The sequence below is a fragment of the Longicatena caecimuris genome, from assembly GCF_018406465.1.
Classification (GTDB): Bacteria; Bacillota_I; Bacilli_A; order Erysipelotrichales; family Erysipelotrichaceae; genus Longicatena; species Longicatena caecimuris.
The window spans coordinates 631,516-653,871 of record NZ_AP024510.1 but is presented as its reverse complement, the minus strand read 5'-3'; the positions used below and the strand labels follow the sequence as shown (position 1 = coordinate 653,871).

Genomic DNA, 22,356 nt, shown 5'->3' with positions numbered 1-22,356 from the left:
TCACAAGACATCCGTATATCAACGAAGGAAAATCAGCCAGAGCACAAAATAAATAATGGCACAGGCAATCAGAATAGGAGGTAAAAACGTGATAAATGCCGCAATTACCATTGCCAACATATCATGTTTTTCCAGATCCACATCCTTTAATTTATCTTCATCAACTTTATTTAAACGATTTTTTATTTCGCGTGCCTTTTTGAGAATCACTTTTTAAGACTCCTTAAATGACATGCGACAAAGTGTTCAGGCTCAATTTCCACCCATTCCGGACGTTCACATTTACACTTCTCCATAGCATATTTACAACGTGTATGGAATTTACATCCTTTTGGAGGATTTACCGGACTAGGAATATCTCCTTCCAAAATCTGTAATTCTTTGTTATGGATATCGGTTGTCGGAATAGCATTTAATAAAGCCTCGGTATATGGATGTAATGGGTTGCGGAAGATATCTTCTGATCTAGCGCTTTCCACCATGTTACCTAAATACATAACACCGATACGATCGGAAATATACTTCACGACACTTAAGTCATGAGAGATAAACAAATACGTCAGATTCTGGGTTTCTTTCAATTCCTGCAACAGGTTTAATACCTGTGATTGAATAGAAACGTCCAGTGCGGAAACCGCTTCATCACAGACAATGAATTTAGGATTCAAGGCTAATGCACGGGCAATGCCGATACGCTGACGCTGTCCACCAGAGAACTGATGTGGATAACGATGGATGAAATAAGCCTCCAGACCACATTTATCCATGACCTCGATAATGTAATCCTCTAACTCTTTACTTCCTTTTTTAAATTTCTTTTGTCCAACTAATGGTTCCGAAATAATCTGTCCGACAGTTAAACGAGGATTCAAAGAAGAATATGGATCCTGGAAAATAATCTGAAGATCCTCACGTAAGATACGCATTTCTTCTTTTGTCAATCTTGGTAATTCAATACCATGTTCCCACATCGCATCAATCTTGGCAAAGTTCTCGTTTGAGCGATAGCTGTCTTTCATCTGTTCAATGGATTTTAAGATGGCATCATGCTTCGCTTCTGCTGCTTTAAGTTCTTCTGCACTGGCATTTTTCTTTTCCAGCTGTGCAACATTACAGCCGGCCTTATATTCTTCCAATAATAGTTTGGATACTTCGCTATAATTGTCAGAGAAAACCAGACCACCACATAAGCGATATAAATGGCGCATTGCGTCATCATAAGCATCAACAGATGTATGATTTGGATCTTCGTTATTAATCTTGCTTTCTAAATGCTTCGCTTTTTCATGTAATTTGGCCAAGTCATTTAAATCTTTTTCATAATACTTTGGTTGATATTCATATACTGTACGTCCAAAGTATACCGTATCACCGCGTGTCTGATCATATAATTGCAACAAGACACGTCCTAAGGTTGACTTACCACAACCGGATTCACCAACTAGTCCATAAGTTTCGCCTTCATGGATCGTAATGGTGATACCGTCATTTGCCTTTACATACAGCTGTTCTTTCTGTAATAAAGATTCTTTCTTGACAGGAAAATACTGTCGCAGATTTGCTATCTCAATCAGTTTTTTCTTTTCCATTACTTGTTACCTCCTCTTTTGACAGGGAAGAAACAACGAATCTGATGATTAGGTCCGATTTCCTTCAACTCAGGTTCTTCGTTTCGACATTTCTCTGTGGCATATTTGCATCGAGGAGCAAATTTACATCCTTGTGGCAATGCTAACGGATGCGGCACAGAACCAGGGATAACATCCAGTTTTTCACCACGCTTGGTATTCAAACGCGGAATGGATGTCAGCAGTCCTTCTGTATATGGATGGATATATTCGCTATCCATAAAGATATTGTCAACAGGTGCAGTTTCAACGACCTGACCACAATACATAACGGCAACATCATCTGCCATCTGATTGATAACTCCAAGATCGTGTGTGATAAACATGATTGCTGTACCTGTTTCAGCTTTTAGTTCATTCATCAGTTTTAAGATCTGCGCCTGAATCGTAACATCCAGTGCAGTTGTCGGTTCATCGGCAATTAACAGTTTTGGCTTACAAGCAAGTGCCATAGCAATCATGACACGCTGGCGCATACCACCGGATAATTGGAATGGATAGGATTTGTTGACAGTTTCCGGATTGGCGATTTTTACTTGTTTCAGCATTTCGATACTGCGTGCTTCTGCTTCCTTCTTATTTAAGCCCTGATGCAACATCAGAACTTCACTAATCTGACGATTAACAGTAAATACCGGGTTCAGAGACGTCATTGGCTCTTGGAAGATAACAGAGATATCGTTACCACGAATTTTCTGCATTTCCTTTTCACTAAGCTCAGAAATGACTTTACCCTCGAACTTGATTTCACCTTCATATATTTTCTGATTATTTTCAAATAATTTCAAGATACTCATTGCTGTCTGACTTTTACCACTGCCAGACTCACCTACTACACCAAGTGTACGACCTTCTTCAATCGACAGGCTAACACCGTTGACTGCCTTAATCAGACCTTTTTTGGTATCAAAATAGGTGTGCAGATTATTAATTTCCAGTAATTTCATGTTCTTCACCCCTACTTCTCATTCTCTTTTGGATCTAAGGCTTCACGTAATGCATCGCCGACCAGGTTAACACCCAATGCGGCAATCACGACGCAGACAGCAGGTGTGATCCATTGCCACCAATAGTTCTCGATAACGATCGCTCGCTGCGCTCCATTTAACATGTTACCCCACGACGGCATCGGTTCTTGAACACCAAATCCCAGGAAGGATAATGCAGCCTCCATCAGCATCTTATCGGCATAACTTAAGGTCATATTTACGATACAGATATTCATAACGTTTGGTAAGATATGACGAACAATGATAGAGCCTTCTTTAATACCCAAAGCACGCGCAGCAAGTACGAAGTCCTTTTCACGTTCGATCAAGATCTGTGCACGTACTAATCGTGCCATACCTGGCCAGGAGATAACACCCAAGATAATCATAATCAGATACATTTTCTGATCAGTTGATAAATCATTTCCAAGTGATGCTGATAAGGTGATAACCAAAGGCATAAATGGAACAGAACTTACAATTTCCGTAAAACGCATCAGCAGATTATCAACCTTGCCGCCTTTAAATCCGGAAATCATACCGATCAATAAACCAAGAACGGTTTCAATGATAACTGCGATGATACCAACAACTAAGGTAACACGACCACCATGCATTAAACGTGTGAAATAATCACGACCTTGAGCGTCTGTACCTAATACATAACCATCATTTCCCCATGCGTGGATTTCATTGTTGTTATCCACAGCATAATTTTGGAAATAACCACTGAAAACCTGCTTGATATTCGTTGCACTGCTAGGTACACTGATATCATTTAAGTCATCATTTCCCCATGCATACACTTTACCACTTTCACCAACAGCAAATAACGCATTACGGCTTCCGGATACATCAACGACTTTTTCATTGATTGCCGGTACACCATCACGCATATTATCGCCATTTGCACCCCATACATGGATCTTGCCTTGGTCATCAAGCGCAATACCGTTTGCATAAGACATTTTTGCTTTTACGATTTTAATGCTGCCATCTGTTAATTCTTTTGGCACATCTGAGAATTCATTACCGGAAACACCCATGGTTGCAATGGTTCCATCTTTTAATAAAAGAACCATATTGTAGCTGTTTGCATCAACAGCCGCAACTCTTCCTTGAATTTCGGAAGGTACATAATCCATGTTGTTTGCGCCGGTTGCACCTAAAATAATTACATTTCCTTTATCCGTAACAAGTGCTGTATATTTATCACTTGCCGATACATCAATAACCTTTTCATCGCTTTTCAGCTGGGCTTTGGCTTCATAAGTCAATTCTGCCTGATGGAAGTCGTTCTTACCCCAACCGATAACTTCACCGCTGTCTGTCAATGCCACCACATGACGGTCACCAGCAGCAATTTTTACTACATTCGTTCCTAAATTGCTTGGAACTTCTGTAGCTCCATCGGTATCTTTACCCCAGGCATATACTTTTCCATCATCAGTTAAGGCAACTGAGAATGTAATACCTGAACTGATTTGTACAATCTTCTTTCCTTCTAATTCTGAAGGGAAATCCAAATAACCAGTACCCGGTCCGATATTTTGCAGGATAGGTTCCTGATAAACCGGATCCATTTGACGGAACATACCGCCAATATAAGCAAAACTGAAAATACCAATGAATAAGATCAAACCAATAATGGTAAACTTATTATGTATGAAGTTGGAGAAAATGACCTTAGAAGGTGATTTGATTTCTTCCTCTTCAAATACATTTAATTCTTTTTTCTTTCCACCAAAGGAGAACAGACGTTTGAACATTCTGCCAAAGGAAGAAAAGATTGATTGCTTTTGCTTGTTGTCTTTCTTTTCCATCTGTTATCCTCCTAATCTAACTTCACACGTGGATCTACTAAAGCATACGTGATATCCGCAATAAAATTGGAAATCAAGTAAATGACTACGTAGAACAGGTTCATGGATACAACCAGCCACAGGTCACGTTTTTGCAGACCCTTCAACAAGATGAAACCTAAACCATTCCATTGGAATACGGTTTCTGTAATCATGGAACCACTAAACAGCATACCGATCTGTGTGATAACAATGGTTACAACAGGAATCAACGCATTGCGGAAAGCATGAGAATATACGATAACTTTCTGGCTTAAACCTTTTGAACGTGCTGTTCGGATGAAATCCTGACTCAATACTTCCAGCATTGCATTACGCACATAACGCATCGTACCGGCTAACTGGATGACGGTCAGGGTCGTAACAGGCAAGATCAGATGCCTGAACCAGGAAGTAATATAGGCTCCTGTAGATAAGCCTTGCTCTGGCATACCAAAAGAAGGCAGCCAGCCTAATTTGAAGGCGAAAATGAAAATAAGACATAAACCGACGAAGAATGTTGGTACACTCATACCGATTAATGAGAATACCTGCCAGAATTGATCGAAGAACGATCCTTTCTTTACGGCAGAGCGGATACCTACCAAAATAGAGATTCCTAATGAAAAAATCAAAACAAAGAAGTTTAGGAATACGGTATTCTTTAATGGTTCTGCAACTACGTTTTTCACTTCTGTTTGATATGTAGAGGATACACCTAAGTCACCATGTGCCAGGTTACCCATCCATTTTACATACTGTGTTACAACATCTTGGTCAAGTCCAAGACTCTTTCTTGCTGCTTCTACTCGTGCGTCATATGTTTCCGGTCGTCCACCTTGTACCATTAACTTCGCAGGGTCTCCAGGCATCAGCTTTGTTAAACCAAACAGCATGATGGAGATAATAAAGACCACCGGGATCAATGACAAGATACGCTTAACTGTATATCTAAGCATTGTAATTCTCCTCTCATTTATAAACACTAAGAAAGAAGATAGCTTTTTGGAGCCATCTTCTCCCTCGTGTGTTTCGATATTACTTCAGACGTACTGCTTACTCAATTGAGAAATTGCAGATACTGTTTGCCCAGTCACGGAATGGAGTAGTCTTGAATCCTTTTACCTTGCTGGCAGCGAAGTCATAGTAATCGTTCGTGTAAGTTGGAATTGTTGGCAATAAGTAGTTCCAACGTTTCTGATATGCTTTCCAGTTTTCTGAAAATTCTTTTTCATCTTTAGATGCTTTCAAGTTTTCAATAGCCTTGTTCAATTCAGCATCATTTAAACCATAAGGGTTGAAGTTTGCTACTTTTTCATATTTACCATGGTAGTCAGCTTCTGGATCTGGTACTTCGTTGAAGCCAGATGCCATGTTATATACGTTGTATTTAACTTCAGCTTTTTGTTTCTGGTAATAGATGTTCAGCATTGTTTCAAAGTCTTTAACTGTAATTTCATATTTGATACCAACCTGAGGAGCGTTCTTTGTCAGCTGCAGTTTGATATTGTCAGTAACGGTATTCTTTTCAGAACCTAAGTGTGAAATCAACAGAACTTCACCTTTGCTGTTGTAACGCAGGTAATCTTTGCTAGCTTTCTTAGCATCGAATGGAGTTTTTCCATCTTTTTCATACTTATAATCAGATTTGTCTAATGCTTTGTTAGCGTTAGCAATTGAGAAAGAATATGTGTTTAGGTTTTTGTCAACCCATTCTTTGTTGTCAATATAAACTTTCTGAGCTGCACCGTAGTCAGAGTAGCATGGTTTACCATAAGCACCCATAGCTGCCTGAGCGATCTTGTTTGTATCTACAATGTAAGCTAAAGCCTGACGTACGTTAACGTCTTTTGTAGCTCCATAGTAGCAAGATATTGGCATGTTACCATAACCATTACGTGGGTAACTAGAGATTGTGAATTTATCTCCTTGTGCTTTTACTTTATCGATTTTTTCAGCTTCGATTGCACCGGCAACGATGTCAACTTCTCCAGCAACCAGAGTATCTACATCCTTGTCCATGTCAATTGCTTTAACGGTAATCTTTTCAATGCTTGGTTTTTTACCTTCCCAGTTTCCAGCATACTCTTTATTCAGAGTTAACTGTACCTGCTGGTTCTTGAAGCCTTCAAATTTGTAAGGCCCGCAAGTTACGGTAGGGTTCTTTAAGAAAGTATTCTTTACATAATCAGCGATAGCTGCCTGATCTTTCTTAGCGATCTTAGCACCTTTGTCATCACTAGTGATCTTCACATCTTTAGCAACAACGTGAGCTGGTAATGGGTAACTCCACAAGAAGTTCTTTTCCCAGTAGTAAGGTAAGTTCTTAGCAGCGATTGTGATTGAGAAGGAATGATCATCAATCATCTTAACGCCTGAGAATGTTTCTGTTTTTCCTGCACTGAATGCGTCGTAACCTTCGATTTCGTATCCTGTTGGGTTACCATTTGCATCGATCCAAGATTTTGATGCACGCATCAAGTAAGTCATTACATAGTCATTTGCTGTAACAGGTTTTCCATCATTCCATTTCAAACCATCGTTCAGTGTAACTGTGAATGTTTTAGAACCGTCTTTGTTGTTCTTAACTGCAGGTTCACCTTTCAGTGTTACCTTCGTTTCCCATTTAATGTTTCCATCGTTGTCAACAATAACTGGGTTGTATCCATGAATTAAGTCACGGATGGATTTGTCATAAGAGTTATTTCCAAAACCTTCGATGAATTCACCGTTCATTTTGTCCTGTCCTACGACAAGTTTGTTTTCTGCCTTGCTGCTGCCACAACCAGCAAGTGAAACCGTCATTAACGCTGCGACTGCAAGAGTTAATAGCTTTTTCATATTTTTCCCTCCTATCATTCCTGATAATGACCATATTATACTCTAAAAGAATTGAAAATACAATATTTTTTCGGTCATTTTCACACAAATTGAGTGAAATTTTTTACAATTGTGTGTAACATGTTTACATTTTTGTGAAAATTACCATATGACACCGCAATGCAATTCATCATTTTCAAACATTTGTGGAAATGTGTACACCAATAATAAACAGCGCTTACGCACCTATAAATTCCATGTTTTAAAAAAAAGAGAAGTTACTTACCATCGTAAGCACTTTCTCCTACTTGTTCATTCGGTTGTAAACATATTGACTTGCCATACGGGCTAGGATATGTAGAATCCAAGCAATCATTTGGTAAGCGATACCATCAATTCTTCATGCTTTGTATTCCTTATATACATAACTTTTATTAGAATACGTGCCATCAAGTTTATATAAATCTTCTTCGTCTTATTTTTCAATGGATTTCATATATAGAAAAATACTTACTGCATTCATCACGAGATCGTTTAGGACAAGATATCCCGCTAAGGCTAAATTTTTAAATGCCAAAATGGTATAGCCTGCAAGGATGCCGATATTCAAAAATGTCAACATCTTTTGTTCTTCTTTGGTACTGGACATCATCATACGGCCAAATTCCATGACATGATAGTGTTTTAAAAGATAGCTGTCCATAAAAAGCAGTAACATCCAAAAAAATAGCTTATCCGGAGTATACGTATAAAGGAACAGTGGCATGCAGATAAGCTGTATGACACAGACCTTGATGGCTTCTTTCATGGCATTATGTTTCATTAAGATCCCTTTCCTTCCTTACTATTATAACAGAAATTTCCATAGGCGTCTGAGCGATCTGTTAATGGATCAGAAAAGGGAAGAAGCTATGACATTGCATTTCAGAGATCATTAGGAACGATTGCTACTTTTGCCACGCAGTTTTTTACGTGCAAAAATCATTTTAAAATCATGGGCATGGAAGGGAAATAAGGGATAAAAATAAGAGGTATGCGTAATCGTTTTATTAGATGCTAAAATAAAAGCCATAATGGCTAGCCCGATCCATAGTCCAAAACGTGGCAGAAGGGCAATGATGATAAGCATCATCATTCGCATAAACTTAATGGCATATCCTAATTCATAACTAGGCTGAGTGAAGTTTGCTAAGGCCACAAATGCCATATATAAAATTATTTCCGGAGCTAACCATCCGGCATTGACCGCAAAATCGCCAAGGATCAATGCCCCTATGATACTAAAGGAAGAATTTAAGGAGCTTGGGGTATTTAAGCTGGCAAGCTTTAAAGCATCTATTCCTAATTCTAGCATTAACAACTGTAAGATAATAGGAAGATTCATATTATCCTGAATTAAAGCGAATTGAAACCAATCCGGAGCGAAATCCGGATTGCAGTTAAGATAATACCAGATTGGTGTCACAAACAAGGTTAAGAAAAAGACCATGATCCGAATAAGACGTAAATAGCTTCCGGTAATCGGAGGAAGATAATAATCCTGAGCTTCCTGCACAAAATCAAAAAAAGTCGTTGGTAAAATGAGTACCGAAGGTGAATTATCAATCATAACGATGACCTTTCCTTCTAGGACATTACTGGCTGCAGCATCCGGACGTTCGCTATAGCGAACCTTAGGGAAAGGATTTAACCATTTATGTGGGACAAGCGCTTCGGCAATGCTTTCCTGTGCCATGGTTAACGCTTCTACTTGTATCTGCGATAACTTATGGCGAATATCCTGCACCAATGCATCATCTGCCAACCCTTCCATATAACATAAGACAATATCCGTTTTACTGATAGAACCGACACTGTGATATTCCATATGTAAGCGTGTGTCACGGATACGGCGGCGAATTAAGGCTGTATTAAAGACCAACGTTTCGACAAAGCCATCACGGCTGCCGCGTAAGACTCGATCATCTTCGGGCTCAGCCATACTGCGGGTAGGATATGTTCTGGCATCAATCACAATGCCTTCTTCATAGCCATCAACGATCATTAATACCGAACCGCTTAATACCGCTGTAATCTGTTTCTCTTCCTCAGCAACCACATCGGTTTCTAAATAGGAGACAAAACGATCACAAAATACATAAACACTTTCCTGTTGTACCGTTGTTTTCATATCTGCCTTTAATAAGAATTCCATCATTTTCTCTAATACTTCATCTTTAACAAAGCCATCAACAAAATATAATGTCATATGAACATCCTGCACTTGCAAAGTTTTCGCAACAATATCAAAATTTTCCTGCAAACGCAGTTTCTCATTCAGTTGTTTACATCGATCTGTATACTTCATAATATCACCTGTTGTTAAGATGCACGGATTTCCTTTTTTTATACCCATGACTGCTAACAAGGTTTTAAAAATAACTGACCATTCTCTCAAGGAGATCACATAGGTTTCTTAAACCTATTTTCCTTTTCCACAATGATCCTATCTTTCTATCTGTTTCTGCTTTTTGAATCGAGTAGGGTGAAATAAATCACCCTCTCACACCACCGTACGTACGGTTCCGTATACGGCGGTTCGTTTTAATTTCAAATCGTGTCTCTCTATATAGTAATCTAAACAACTGACTAGTCCTTTTTGGGCTAGTTTTTCTTTTGATATTGCTCTTACCACACATGTTTTGGTTACTACCCATTGATAATGGTCTCCCATATACGATGTCTGTCTTGCTCTATCTTTTCTAATCCCAAGTTTTTGTAATCCCCACTGTCGCTTGCTGGGTACTTTCCACTGTTTCCATATGATTACTCGTAGTCTTGTACGAAGATGTTCATCTATCCTTGTCATATGTGTTTTCATATTACATATGGAATAGTAGTTTATCCATCCTCGTATTACTTGGTTCAGTCGTCTTATTCTTTCTTTTAAAGCCATTGTGTTCTTTCTGATTATTAGCTGTTTTAGTTTCCTCTTAAATCGTTGTATGGAACTTGCGTGTGGTCTTGCACAATATTTCTCAGCTTTGGTATCATAATAAAATCCAAAGCCTAGATATTTTAATTTATTAGGTCTTGTAATATGCGTTTTTGTCGCATTTACTTTCAGTCCTAATTTGTGTTCAATCCACTTTGTGATTGTATGCATCACTCTGTTCGCACTGGCTCTACTTTTTACCGCTATCACGCAGTCGTCTGCGTATCTGGTAAAGTGTAATCCTCTGCTTTCTAATTCTTTGTCTAATTCATTTAGGATAATATTACTTAATAATGGCGATAGGTTTCCACCCTGTGGTGTTCCCTTTTCACTCTTTTCATATTTTCCGTTTATCATGATACCTGCTTTAAGATATTTTCGTATGAGCGACTCTGTATCTCCATCATTTATGATGATGTGTACATAACTCATCAATTTATCCTGTGGCACGTTGTCAAAGAATTTCTCTAAGTCAATGTCTACTATCCATTCATATCCATCATTGATATATTCCAATAATTTATTTATGGCCTGCTCACAACTCCGATTTGGTCTGAATCCATAACTATAATCCGAAAAGAACGTTTCACATATTGGGCTTAATACTTGTACCATTGCCTGCTGGATGATTCTATCCATTACCGTTGGTATCCCCAGATTTCTAGTTCCTCCATTCGGTTTTGGTATTTCAACTCGCTTTACTGGCTGTGGTTTGTACTTCCTTTCTGTGATTTCTGCTCTGATACTTTCCCAGTTTTCTTTTATATAAACATAGGCGTCCTCAATCGTTATTTCATCAATTCCGCTTGTTCCTTTATTCGCTTTTACACGTTTATAGGCTTTGTTCATATTTTCTCTGTTCAGTATCTTTTCTAATAGTTCTGACATACTTTGTGCACTCCTTTCCTTTCCGCTTTCTTACAAATCATCATACGTGTTTTGGATATTTGCTCATTTACGTTTTCACTCATATCCTTGTCTGATTATTGTAAGAAACATACATTTTGCTCGTGCGATTAAAACGTTCGGTCCTTCAGTATCTCTACCTAATATGACCTCTGCTGACTTCTCATTGTTCGTTGTTACTACTCCTCGACTGCCCGTCGTTCTACGTCTCGCCTACTGAGTCAATGAGACCTCGCGGGGTAAGTCACATATCTTTCCTCGTTTACTTATCTGATTTACGCCATTAGGTTACGGTTATCTTTTGGACTTTGATGCTTCATGCCATCTCATCCGCTAATGCCGCCTTATTATCAGCCGTCTGAATTTAATGTTCAGACTTCCTGTCCGTTAAGCCACGATTTCGCTATTGCTTCCTCTCTCCCATACCTCACGATATGAAACTTGCAAGTCGCTCTTGGGTTCGTCGATAACTACGCCCCGAGGGATTTTCACCCTAGATATGTGGCATGCCCGCCACACACAAAAAAAACATGATGTTATTCACCATGTTTATGTATGCCGCGATACAGACATTCGCCTATGTTTTCTTCTGTCAATAGACCGAAAGCATCTTGCCAAGATAATAGAAAATAAGGATCGCGCAGCAATTTTCTTCCTAATAATACATAATCACAATCTTCCTGTGCTAGAATGGTTTCAATTTCTTCTTCCTTTGTGATTAGGCCAACGCCCATTACCGGCAAAGAAGTCATTTGTTTGATAGCTCGTGCATATGGAATCTGATACAACGGATAGGTCTGTATCGGATGTTTGTTTAATCCTCCGCTGGATACGGAAATTGCGGCAGCACCACAACTTTCTATAGCTTCCACAATATCTTTCATATCGGCTATATGCAAGCCATCTTCTTCATACTCTTCTGCTGATATACGAACGATGACATCTTTTTCAAATGTAGAGCGTACACCGGTGATGATTTCCTTTAACAACAAGGTTCTATCCTCACCATAAAGATCCGTTCGCTGATTGGTAAGCGGTGATAAAAATTGATTGATCAGATAACCATGTGCCGCATGAATTTCCACAAAGTCATAGCCAAGCTCTTTTGCCCATTTACCGGCAAATTCAAAATTAACAACAATGCGATGAATTTCTTCTGCTGTCAACGCATGTACATCTTCATTATCCATGGCGGATACCTTATGGGCTGCACATTTACTTTTCATACCGGCATGATTCAGTTGAATTCCTAATTTCACCCCATAATCATGTACGACTTCAACGATATCCTTTAATGGTTCTCGCTGTCGCGGCGTGAAGATTCCTAAACAAGCGTCACTGATATAGCCTTCTGCTGCGATGGCCGTTGCCTCTTGTACGATAAAGGCAGGGCGTCCTTTCGCTAGTGTTTCATAATGAGCTATATGGTGCAAATTGGCTATGCCATCGCCCTTTGCCATATACGTACACATCGCCGGAATACCTATGCGGTTGTTTAATTCCATACGACCAAGCAATGATGTTTCAAATGGTTTCATATGAAGATCCTTCTTTCTTACTGTTCCAGTTTCTCGCTGTAGTCTTCCCATTTCTTCATGAAATTTTCAATTTCATTATGTACGTCATCAATTTTATCATCTAAATCACGCATTTTTTGATAATCGTGATAATATTCCGGATCAAAACGCAGCTCTCTGAGTGCTTCCAGCTCTTTCTCCTTTTCTGCAATTTTCTTTTCCAGTTTTTTTACTTCGCGATCATAATGAATCCCTCTATCCACTTTTTTTGTTTCTTTTTTCTCAACGGTTTTAACGGCCTGTACATGTTCCTCATCTTTATGCATATATTCCTGATAACGCATCGGATAATATGTTGCCTTCCCATTATCAATGACCAATACCGCAGTTGCCAACTTTGAGATAAAGTAACGATCATGACTCACAAATAGCATTGTGCCTTCATAATCACACAAAGCATCCTCTAAGGCTTCTTTTCCAATTAGATCCAAATGATTGGTTGGCTCATCCATCATCAGAAAATTAGGCTGTGACAGCATTAGCTTTACAAAGGATAGACGAACTTTTTCTCCTCCGGATAGACAGTCTACTGTTTTAAATACGTCTTCTCCACTGAATAAAAAACATCCCAGTGCTGTGCGTACCTCTGTTCGATTCAGTTCACTGAAATCGTTCCACACCTCTTCTAATACCGTATTATTGGTATCGAATTGCGCAAGCTCCTGATCAAAATAACCTACCTCAATCTGGTGTCCGAATAAGAATTCACCGGATAATGGTGAAACCTGTTCCATCAAGGTTTTCAAAAAGGTTGACTTTCCTTTCCCATTTGGGCCGATTATGGCAACTTTTTCCCCTTGCAGAATATCGCAAGTAATCGTACACAACGGCAGGTCGTAACCGATGGTTAAATCCTTGACCTCTAAGACCCGCTTGCCGCCACGTACCCTTGGGGTAAAACGGGCATGAAACCGTTTTTCGTCGACATTGGGATCTTCAATTTTATCCATACGTTCTAAGTATTTGATTTTACTCTGCGCAAAAGCTGCTTTATTTTTCTTATAACGGAATTTCTCAATGAGTTCTTCCATGTGCTGTATTTCTTTTTGTTGGCGCGCATACGCTGATTTTTGTTGTTCCACATCACTTTTCTTGGTATTAACATAGTTTGTATAATTACCCGGATAGCGACGCATCACACCATATTCCAATTCATATACGACATCAACGACATCATCCAGAAACATACGATCGTGACTAACTAAGACAACCGCTTTGGGATAGCGTTTTACATAACCTTCTAGCCATTCAATCGTTTCGATATCCAAATGGTTGGTAGGTTCATCTAACAACAAGATATCCGGTTTGCTTAACAATAGCTTGACAAAGGCCAATCGGGTTTTCTGTCCTCCGGAAAATGTAGCAACTTCACGTTTTAAATCTTCTTCCTGAAACCCAAACTTAGTGAAGACAGTCATCATATCACTATGGTATGTATAACCGCCTAAATCCTCATATTGCTGCTGCAAATTGGCGTATTTATTTAAGATGGTTTCACTATGGTCATATACCATCTGCTCACTGATTTCTTCCAGCTGTTTACCTATGCGTTTTACCTTCGCAAAGGCTGTTTCCAATTCTTCTTTGACACAGGCATGCTCATTTTCAAACGTTGTCTGTGCTAAATAACCGATTGTCAGATTATTTTCCTTATGGATATCCCCTTTATCCAACGGTTCTACTTCGGCAATGGCTTTTAATAAGGTGGTTTTACCACATCCGTTTCTTCCCACAATCGCGATTTTTTCAGTATTGCGGATTTCAAATTGAATATCCTCAAATACCGTATTCGCCCCAAAATATTTACTTCCTTTATGAATTTGATACTTCATCTTGTTTCACCCGCCTTATCTGGTGGTGTTGTCGGCATTGATTCCCTCGGCAAAAGCGCGCGCTGTTTCCTTAATAATCGCATTCTTCTGTTTTTTCCACAGCGCTGCATCTTCTTTATTTGATATATAGACAAAGTCAATTTCTAATCCCTGCATGCCATTGGCATTCACAAAATCAGCATTTTGTTCTTGACTTGTTTCTGAGTATTTCCCTGCCAGTGTTGCTCTTCCACCACTTTCTCTTAAATATAAATTCGTATCATATATCGTTTTACCATCTGCCCCTTCGGCCAATAACCCGGTAACGATACCGGCATCGGAACCAGTATACATCGGTGACAGTGGCATTTTTAAGTTCTTATGTACACCATAGGTCAAATTCCTGGCAAGTGTCTTGCTGGAATAATAACTATGCGCTACTTCAAAGCCGCGAATCGTATCGTTGGCATAATTGCTGAAGCGTAAGAACAAATAATATTTTGCATGCTGCTTATAACCTTTTGCTAAACGGCCATCACTGCCATAGGCTTTCCCTTTTTCATCTTTACTTGCCTTTGTAATGGCAACACGCAATCCATATTTTTCTTCTAATTCCTTTTTCATTAAAACCGCTGCTTTATACATTTCATCATTTTCATTTAACCCATTGACCTTTGAACCTTCATCCGGCAACCACGTTAAATCCGTATTCATCCCAAACGGATCAATCAACACATCAATATCCCCTTTGCGCGGCGTCTGTGAAGTTACTTGTAAGAAAAGATAGTTTTTATCCAGGGTGATCTGATAATCCTTTAACAGCTGCGTATCTGCAATTAAGGAAACTTTATTGACCTTTCCTTTACGCTGTGCCGTATAAAATGCATTTTCCTTTAAAGGCTGTTGAAAAATCACACGCTTTTTTACCAGATTATCAATGATGGAAACCTCATAATATCCTTCCGGTATTTCATCTAATAAGATCTTTTGATCAACTGTATTTTCCATTGTCATTGAAATTGTCTTTCCATCACAAATATTTTTTAATTCTACGGTTTTCCCACTCAACGTATCTTTATTTTCCGGTGAATATTTCTTTTCATACAAATCCAAAGATTCTCCATAATACAAATAATCCGAAACGCTAATCGTTTCTTTACTTGTCTTATGCAATGCTTTGATCGTCTGTTCCTCATTCAATCCACACACCGTGAATTTCTTTACTTCTTGATGATTGGAAGGCAGAAACATGCCAATTAAAAGATACACGATCAACGCAATTAAAACAAGCAGTGGAGCCACTACCTTCCAGCGCACTTTATATCTTCTCTGTCTTGGTACATATGCCATGTCTTCTACCTCCTCACAATTTTTACTATGTTTTACGATATTTTATTTTTACCATAAGCTAGCTTTTAATAAGAAATATCGTCTCCATGCTATGCATTTTCATAAGCATGAAAAAGTCCTTACGTCATCGTTTCTAAAATGCAATATCCTTAATATGCTTTGGCTGCTGATCTTTTTTCGGCGGATAGCTCATATGATTCACGGATACTTCTGCATCCAACAAATCTTTAGGCCGCTTTGGTATCGGCAGCATCGTATCTTCAAATGGAACATACTGAATCGGAAAAACGCTTTCCTTTGGATATACGACCGGATGGAAGAAAGAATTAAAGCACCATGTCAGATCAAAACCGATCATTGGACTGCCTTGATTTTGCTTACCATACTTACGCGCATTTCGCACATAGCGTTTCTTTAATGGCAATGGATTGATATGTAGATTTTCCAATGCGGCAATCAAGAGCATCAAGATTCCATTGCGGCAGCGCCATACAAAATCTTTTACATGATTCTCACTCACATAATCAATGATGAAAACATCGATAAAAATGCCATCACTGTCTTTGCATTTGTTTTTTAATAACGCATTGTATTCTTCACAATACGTATGTTTTAAACGAATCTTCATCGCCGGAATCAACACATTGTATTCCTTATGTGTTTCAAAGCTTTGTACGATGTACTTCTTAGGATCCAGATCCTTAACGGCTTCTAACAGTTTCAGATAATCCTCATACAGCATACCGATATCCGCATCATCATCCCAAGGGATAAAGCCTTTATGACGTACAGCGCCTAAGCAGCTGCCACCTGTCAGCCAGTATTGGACTTTGTGCTTGCGGCATACAATATCTATATCTTTCAGCATCTCTAACAATTTCAGCTGTAAATCACGCACGGTAATCGTCGTTCCATCTTCTCTTGTTTTCAATATGTATTCTTCCATAAAATCACCGTATCTATTATAGAAGATATTTGTTTTTATCACAATCATTTTATGGAAATATCACAATTTCGCAAGAATGTCTTCAGAAACGATTGCGTAAACAATGAAAATTTAAACAAATACACTACTTTTTATCTTTTCCTTATGCAGGTGGCTCTACAACATTTGCTGTCAAAAAAAACACACTGTACTTAAACAGCATGTTTTATAAGCATTTCAAGAAATTGTACGACCCCATCTTCCTTTGCCTCTTTACAATGATAACGAGCAGCATTTTTTATTTGCGTACAGGCATTTGCTACAGCAACACTGTTAGGGAAACAGGAAAACATGGAAAGATCATTTTCGCTGTCGCCAAATACTAAAACTTCCTCTTTTGTGAAACCGTGTTGAGCAACATAGGTTTGTAAAGCTGTCCCTTTCGATACTAGCGGCGAAGTGATTTCCAAATTATCCCATCCGGAAGTTGTTACCTTTACCTCTTGCAAGGTGGATAGTCGTGTTTGTAAACGTTGGCGTTTTTCTTCATCCTTTTCCAAAAGTTCTATTTTTAAAATAGTTTTAGGTAAGTCTGTTTCCGTAATCGTCTTGAAACAAGACATCACCGGTGTGGTATCCGTGAAACTTTGCAAATAGTGTTTTTGAAAGGAAGGCCGATCCTCTTCTTCTAAAGAATAAATATGGGTCTCATCATAACAACCGATTGCGATAGGTTCTTTTTGCAGCATCTGAAGAATCATCTTTGCGCTTTGTTTTTTTATCGCAGTCGCATGAAGAATCTGCCCTTTTGCGTTTACCTGCATTGCGCCGTTTAATAACAACATATCCAAAGCCAGCAAGTGTTGATTTCGCAAACTTAACACATCCGGATAACTGCGCCCACTGCATAGCACGATCGAAACTCCTTGTTGTTGTAGTTTCTGTAAGGTATGTACGCTGCGCAATGATAATGTATTGTCCATGCTTAATGTGCCATCAATATCACAGGCAATCAAACGAAAGGGAAACACTTATAGATCTTCCCCGTTGCTGGCAATGACACTTCGATACCAGTCATAGCTATCTTTCTTGATACGGCGCTTACTGCCATTTCCATAATCATCCTGATCCACGTAAATAAATCCATAGCGCTTGCTCATTTCTGAGGATGAACAACTGATAATATCAATAGGTCCCCATGGATAATAACCAATCACATCTACCCCGTCCATGATAGCTTCCTTCACATTACGAATATGCTCACGTAAATAAGCGATACGGCGTTCATCGTGAATCTTTCCATCACTGCTGATTTCATCATACGTGCCAAAACCATTCTCTGCGATGATGATTGGTTTTTGATAACGATCATAATAGTAATTTAATACGGTTCTTAATCCAAGAGGATCAATGCCCCAGCCCCATTCACTTGCATCAATATAAGGATTTACGATGGCCCCATCATCATTAATATCTTGCGTGTCATTGCATTCTTTTGATGATACACATGTATAATAATAGGATAACGCAAGAAAATCAGCCGGATGCTCTTTTAATACTTGCTCATCCTCTTCACGGATATCTAAATGAATGTCATGCTCTTTAAAATAGCGCAGCATATAGCCCGGATATTCTCCCCTTAGCAATAAATCGGTAAAGAAATATTCTCTTTGATTGCGCTGCATGTTCGCAAAAACATCCTCTGGTTTGCATGTTAATGGTTCACTTAATCCATCATATACCATCATCCCTACCTGAAAGTCTGGATTGATCTGATGGGCAAGCTTAGTGACAAGCGCACTTGCTGTGCATTCATGATGAATGGCCTGGTATTTTGCTTCCATAAGGTTTTCTACTGTATCACTGGGAATACCGAGATGATTAAAAGATTCATGATGTATCAGATTGATCTGATTTACAACAATCCAGTACTTTACCTTATCTTTATACCGACGCATAACGGTTTCACAATAGTTCACAAAGAAAGTGATCGTCTTACGATTATACCAGCCCTGATAGTGTGTTGCCAAATGCAGTGGCATCTCATAGTGCGATAAAGTGATGAGGGGCTCCATGCCGTTTTTTATGATTTCATCCAGCAATGCATCATAAAAGCGTAAACCTTCTTCATTCGGTTGAGAATCATCTCCATTAGGGAAGATACGTGACCAGCTAATAGAAGTGCGAAATGTTTTCAATCCCATCCCTGCTAAAAGCTTTAGATCTTCCTTATAAGTATGATAGAAATCAATCCCATAGCGTTTAGGATAATAGCCTTCTTTATCCTGTAAAGCGAAATCAATATCGTTTCTGCTCGTTTCTTTATTTGATTTCTTTTTCAAATCACCAGCATCTTGCACTTTTAAGATATCCGCAACGCTCCATCCTTTCCCACCTTCTAGAAATGCTCCTTCTGCCTGATTTGCCGCAATGGCGCCTCCCCATAAAAAAGCTTTCGGAAATCCTGTTTTTACTTGTTTCATTTCAATTCTTGTATTATTTAATTAACCAAGAAACAGGTAATTAAATAATATCTTCCTTTCTTGGGAATTCATTAAGCTATATAATTAGCTTAGGGCTGTGGATTTGTATCTATTTTTTTGTGGCGTAGACCATTTTAAGGAGAATCAGACCACAGTTTTTATTTACAAACTTTGATTAGTTAGATAACACTTGATGTTTTATTTCGTACAAGATTAGGTCCGAATAAACAACTGTGATCACCAACAGCCCTTATTTCAAAAGGAGGTATTTCATCATGTATTACGTAGGCATTGATATTGCCAAGTACAAACACGACTGTTACATCTGCACTTCTGAAGGTGTTACTGTCCTTGAATCTTTTTCATTTGATAATTCAAATACTGGATTCAAAGAACTTCAGTCTGCTTTAGACCATCTTGATCATTCCCAACAAATAAAGATAGGCCTAGAAGCAACTGGTATTTACGGAAAGAATTTAAAACTCTTTCTATCTTCCATTGGCTATGACTTTCATGAATTCAACCCATTACTAGTGAAAAGATTTCATGATTCACTTTCCAATCGAAAAACCAAAACAGATAAAATTGACGCTCGTATCATCGCTTTATATCTATCCACAGGTGCTTCTAGAACCTATCTGTATTCATCATACCACATAGAGGCTCTAAAGCAACTATCTCGTGCAAGAAATAAGCTAATTCGTTCTCGTAGCGACCAATACGTTATCATCACGAATATTCTTGATGTGGAATTCCCTGAATTTAAAGCTTTCTTTCATAACAAGCTTAGTGATACTGCTTTATTTCTTTTAAACAAATATAAAACAGTGGATCGTATGAAACGTTTAACTTATCAAGACTGTGTTCTATTACATAATAAATCTCGTCGTATTCCAACTTCTAGTTTTGAAGAACTTCGTGATTTAGCAAAGCATACGATTGGGCATCATTTTAACTACAATGACCTTATTCTTTCCTCTGCACTTCAAATCGTAAATACTCTTGAACGGCAAATAGAAAGCATTGAGAAGGAAATTTTAGCTATCATGGAAGAACTGCATTCTCCTATTGATACTATTCCGGGAATCAGTACGCTTAGTGCTGCGACTATCCTCGGTGAATTTGGTGACTTCTCAAAATTTAGTAATCCTAAACAGCTTTGCGCTTTTTGTGGAGTAGAGCCTGCCATTTACCAATCTGGAACATCTTTTCATAATGGCAGAATGGTAAAGCATGGCTCCTCTGAATTACGTTATGTCCTTTTTAATGCAGTTCCTTATTTAGTTATTCATAACATAACTTTTCGTGAATTCTTTTATAAGAAACTTCATGAAGGAAAGAATTACCGCGTAGCACAATCACATGTCGTTAAGAAACTATTACGTATGATTTATCATTTAGAACTTACTGGAGAATCATTCGACCCAACCCTTCTTTACTAGTCAATTTTATCTAATTTTCAAAGATCAATTTTTGTGCTCTTACCAGCACTTGTTTTTGTCATGCTTTTTTAATCTTTTTCAAAAAGGCTTGACTTCTTAATAGCTAGCTCCTTGTCACATATTGTTCATACTATGTTCATGTTGAAGCAAAGGGACGATTGTATGCGTCCCTTTCTTTACAAATCTTCTCCATTTGTCATTATGACATGTTGATACCAATAGAAAGAATCTTTACGCAGTCGTTTCCCACTGCCATGTCCACGATCATCCAAATCGACATAAATGTATCCATAGCGTTTACTCATTTCCCCTTGCGAACAACTGATGATGTCAATAGGTCCCCAAGATGCATAGCCAAACACCTGTACGCCATCCTTAATGGCTTCTTTCATCGCCGCAATATGTGCCTGTAAATAGGCGATACGATAAGGATCATGAACCTTTCCATCAACGACCTCATCTAATGCACCCAGTCCATTTTCAGCGATAAAAATTGGTATTTGATAACGATCCCAATACAAATTTAATGAGTTGCGAAATCCTAATGGATCCACTGCCCAGCCCCAGATAGATTTTTCTAAGTAGGGGTTCTCTTTAGGATGGGTAGGATCTTTGGCCTTGGTGATGCGGGTAAAGTAATACGAAAATGATAGAAAATCTGCGGTATTCTCTTTTAACAGCTGTTCTTCCTCTTCTTTGATCATCACATGGATATCATGATCGTAAAAATAGCGCAACGCATAACCCGGATATTCTCCGCGTAATAAGACATCGGAATAAAAGTATAAACTCATCTGCATCTGCTGGGTGTTGGCAAAGACATCCTCTGGTTTACAGCTTGCCGGATATAAGGCATCATCCCCCAACATCATTCCAATCTGCAAGGAAGGATCAAGGGCGTGGGCAAGTTGTGTGGCTTTAGCACATGCCACAAACTGATGGTGCGTTGCCTGATATTTGGCACTTTCCCAATCTTCATAACCATCCTGCACCATTCCCAAACTGGCAAACTCTCCCCAGCCCTGTAAAGAGTTGATCTGGTTCAATAGGATCCAATAACGTACTTTATTATGATAGCGTTCAAATAGCACGTTACAATATTTCACAAAGAAATCAATCATTTCAGGGGCATACCAACCCTTATACTTGGTAATCAGATGAATAGGCATTTCATAATGTGAAACCGTCATGATTGGTTCTATACCATTTTTCAGCATCTCATCCAGCAAATCATCATAAAACTTTAAACCTTCTTCATTTGGCTGTTCTTCATCTCCGTGTGGAAAGATGCGTGTCCAGTTAAAGGATGTTCGAAAACAGGTAAACCCCATTTCTTTCATCAATGCCAGATCTTCTTTATACGTATGATAAAAGTCAATGCCATGCCGGCGTGGATAATAGCCTTTGGTATCCGCTAATGCTTCTTCTATCTGTTTGGCAGTATGAGCAAATCCGACTACCTTATGGCGATCATACTGCTCTGGAAGGATTTCAATATCCGCCATAGAGGGTCCTTTCCCATCAATGTTCCAAGCGCCTTCTGCTTGATTGGCCGCAATGGCACCACCCCATAAAAAGTCTTTCGGAAATCCTGTAATTTTACGTTTCAT

17 protein-coding genes are annotated in these 22,356 nt (G+C 38.7%); 1 reads left to right on the top strand and 16 read right to left on the bottom strand.

Features of this window, described 5'->3' with window-relative positions; all coding sequences use genetic code 11:
- Window positions 1-18: 18 nt before the first annotated feature.
- The 15 genes from KJS44_RS03145 to KJS44_RS03075 all read right to left on the bottom strand — a co-directional run bounded on the left by KJS44_RS03145 (window position 19) and on the right by KJS44_RS03075 (window position 19,304).
- Window positions 19-210: a hypothetical protein gene (locus tag KJS44_RS03145; RefSeq protein WP_008689819.1), complete on the bottom strand. Its 192-nt coding sequence runs from the start codon at window positions 208-210 to the stop codon at window positions 19-21.
- Window positions 207-1,589: an ABC transporter ATP-binding protein gene (locus KJS44_RS03140; RefSeq protein WP_008689821.1), complete on the bottom strand. Its 1,383-nt coding sequence runs from the start codon at window positions 1,587-1,589 to the stop codon at window positions 207-209. Before KJS44_RS03140 ends, KJS44_RS03145 begins: the two co-directional genes overlap by 4 nt.
- A complete protein-coding gene (locus KJS44_RS03135) occupies window positions 1,589-2,575 on the bottom strand; it encodes an ABC transporter ATP-binding protein (RefSeq protein ID WP_008689822.1) in 987 nt (328 codons plus the stop codon). The genes KJS44_RS03140 and KJS44_RS03135 overlap by 1 nt, the downstream gene beginning before the upstream one ends.
- A gap of 11 nt (window positions 2,576-2,586) precedes the next feature.
- Window positions 2,587-4,440 (bottom strand): ABC transporter permease subunit, encoded by a 1,854-nt coding sequence (locus tag KJS44_RS03130; RefSeq protein WP_008689823.1) that lies wholly within the window; start codon window positions 4,438-4,440, stop codon window positions 2,587-2,589.
- A gap of 11 nt (window positions 4,441-4,451) precedes the next feature.
- Complete coding sequence (locus tag KJS44_RS03125; protein ID WP_008689825.1) at window positions 4,452-5,417, bottom strand: ABC transporter permease; 966 nt, start codon at window positions 5,415-5,417, stop codon at window positions 4,452-4,454.
- Between the two features lie 97 nt (window positions 5,418-5,514).
- The gene (locus KJS44_RS03120; protein ID WP_244976554.1) at window positions 5,515-7,299 is read right to left on the bottom strand and encodes an ABC transporter substrate-binding protein; all 1,785 of its coding nucleotides are present in this window, start codon (window positions 7,297-7,299) and stop codon (window positions 5,515-5,517) included.
- Between the two features lie 454 nt (window positions 7,300-7,753).
- On the bottom strand, window positions 7,754-8,101 hold the full coding sequence (locus KJS44_RS03115; protein WP_008689827.1) for a hypothetical protein: 348 nt from the start codon (window positions 8,099-8,101) through the stop codon (window positions 7,754-7,756).
- A gap of 111 nt (window positions 8,102-8,212) precedes the next feature.
- Window positions 8,213-9,625 carry a spore germination protein gene (locus KJS44_RS03110; RefSeq protein WP_017144566.1) on the bottom strand — a complete coding sequence of 471 codons (1,413 nt, stop codon included), beginning with the start codon at window positions 9,623-9,625 and terminating at the stop codon, window positions 8,213-8,215.
- Between the two features lie 195 nt (window positions 9,626-9,820).
- Entirely contained in the window at window positions 9,821-11,140 is a 1,320-nt protein-coding gene (gene ltrA / locus KJS44_RS03105) for a group II intron reverse transcriptase/maturase (protein WP_213540200.1), read from the bottom strand.
- 554 nt (window positions 11,141-11,694) lie between these two features.
- A complete protein-coding gene (locus KJS44_RS03100; RefSeq protein WP_008689829.1) occupies window positions 11,695-12,696 on the bottom strand; it encodes an oxidoreductase in 1,002 nt (333 codons plus the stop codon).
- Between the two features lie 17 nt (window positions 12,697-12,713).
- Window positions 12,714-14,567: an ABC-F family ATP-binding cassette domain-containing protein gene (locus KJS44_RS03095; protein WP_008689830.1), complete on the bottom strand. Its 1,854-nt coding sequence runs from the start codon at window positions 14,565-14,567 to the stop codon at window positions 12,714-12,716.
- Between the two features lie 15 nt (window positions 14,568-14,582).
- Window positions 14,583-15,896: an N-acetylmuramoyl-L-alanine amidase gene (locus KJS44_RS03090; RefSeq protein ID WP_008689831.1), complete on the bottom strand. Its 1,314-nt coding sequence runs from the start codon at window positions 15,894-15,896 to the stop codon at window positions 14,583-14,585.
- 133 nt (window positions 15,897-16,029) lie between these two features.
- The gene (locus tag KJS44_RS03085; RefSeq protein ID WP_008689832.1) at window positions 16,030-16,842 is read right to left on the bottom strand and encodes a LicD family protein; all 813 of its coding nucleotides are present in this window, start codon (window positions 16,840-16,842) and stop codon (window positions 16,030-16,032) included.
- Window positions 16,843-17,033: 191 nt separating this feature from the next.
- A complete protein-coding gene (locus tag KJS44_RS03080) occupies window positions 17,034-17,852 on the bottom strand; it encodes a Cof-type HAD-IIB family hydrolase (RefSeq protein ID WP_008689833.1) in 819 nt (272 codons plus the stop codon).
- Window positions 17,853-19,304, bottom strand: coding sequence for a glycoside hydrolase family 1 protein (locus KJS44_RS03075; RefSeq protein WP_008689834.1), 1,452 nt, complete (start codon window positions 19,302-19,304; stop codon window positions 17,853-17,855).
- Between the two features lie 275 nt (window positions 19,305-19,579).
- Here KJS44_RS03075 and KJS44_RS03070 point away from each other — a divergent pair, with 275 nt between their 5' ends.
- The gene (locus KJS44_RS03070) at window positions 19,580-20,746 is read left to right on the top strand and encodes an IS110 family RNA-guided transposase (RefSeq protein WP_008689835.1); all 1,167 of its coding nucleotides are present in this window, start codon (window positions 19,580-19,582) and stop codon (window positions 20,744-20,746) included.
- Window positions 20,747-20,922: 176 nt separating this feature from the next.
- Here the strand turns inward: KJS44_RS03070 and KJS44_RS03065 are convergent, their stop codons facing one another.
- Window positions 20,923-22,356 (bottom strand): glycoside hydrolase family 1 protein, encoded by a 1,434-nt coding sequence (locus KJS44_RS03065; RefSeq protein WP_008689836.1) that lies wholly within the window; start codon window positions 22,354-22,356, stop codon window positions 20,923-20,925.

What these genes read in the sequence shown, in the direction of transcription:
- KJS44_RS03140 (WP_008689821.1), bottom strand. Translation starts at nt 1,589, where the DNA reads ATGGAAAAGAAAAAACTGATTGAGATAGCAAATCTGCGACAGTATTTT.
- KJS44_RS03135 (WP_008689822.1), bottom strand. Translation starts at nt 2,575, where the DNA reads ATGAAATTACTGGAAATTAATAATCTGCACACCTATTTTGATACCAAA.
- KJS44_RS03130 (WP_008689823.1), bottom strand. Translation starts at nt 4,440, where the DNA reads ATGGAAAAGAAAGACAACAAGCAAAAGCAATCAATCTTTTCTTCCTTT.
- KJS44_RS03125 (WP_008689825.1), bottom strand. Translation starts at nt 5,417, where the DNA reads ATGCTTAGATATACAGTTAAGCGTATCTTGTCATTGATCCCGGTGGTC.
- KJS44_RS03120 (WP_244976554.1), bottom strand. Translation starts at nt 7,299, where the DNA reads ATGAAAAAGCTATTAACTCTTGCAGTCGCAGCGTTAATGACGGTTTCA.
- KJS44_RS03115 (WP_008689827.1), bottom strand. Translation starts at nt 8,101, where the DNA reads ATGAAACATAATGCCATGAAAGAAGCCATCAAGGTCTGTGTCATACAG.
- KJS44_RS03110 (WP_017144566.1), bottom strand. Translation starts at nt 9,625, where the DNA reads ATGAAGTATACAGATCGATGTAAACAACTGAATGAGAAACTGCGTTTG.
- ltrA (WP_213540200.1), bottom strand. Translation starts at nt 11,140, where the DNA reads ATGTCAGAACTATTAGAAAAGATACTGAACAGAGAAAATATGAACAAA.
- KJS44_RS03100 (WP_008689829.1), bottom strand. Translation starts at nt 12,696, where the DNA reads ATGAAACCATTTGAAACATCATTGCTTGGTCGTATGGAATTAAACAAC.
- KJS44_RS03095 (WP_008689830.1), bottom strand. Translation starts at nt 14,567, where the DNA reads ATGAAGTATCAAATTCATAAAGGAAGTAAATATTTTGGGGCGAATACG.
- KJS44_RS03090 (WP_008689831.1), bottom strand. Translation starts at nt 15,896, where the DNA reads ATGGCATATGTACCAAGACAGAGAAGATATAAAGTGCGCTGGAAGGTA.
- KJS44_RS03085 (WP_008689832.1), bottom strand. Translation starts at nt 16,842, where the DNA reads ATGGAAGAATACATATTGAAAACAAGAGAAGATGGAACGACGATTACC.
- KJS44_RS03075 (WP_008689834.1), bottom strand. Translation starts at nt 19,304, where the DNA reads ATGAAACAAGTAAAAACAGGATTTCCGAAAGCTTTTTTATGGGGAGGC.
- KJS44_RS03070 (WP_008689835.1), top strand. Translation starts at nt 19,580, where the DNA reads ATGTATTACGTAGGCATTGATATTGCCAAGTACAAACACGACTGTTAC.
- KJS44_RS03065 (WP_008689836.1), bottom strand. Translation starts at nt 22,356, where the DNA reads ATGAAACGTAAAATTACAGGATTTCCGAAAGACTTTTTATGGGGTGGT.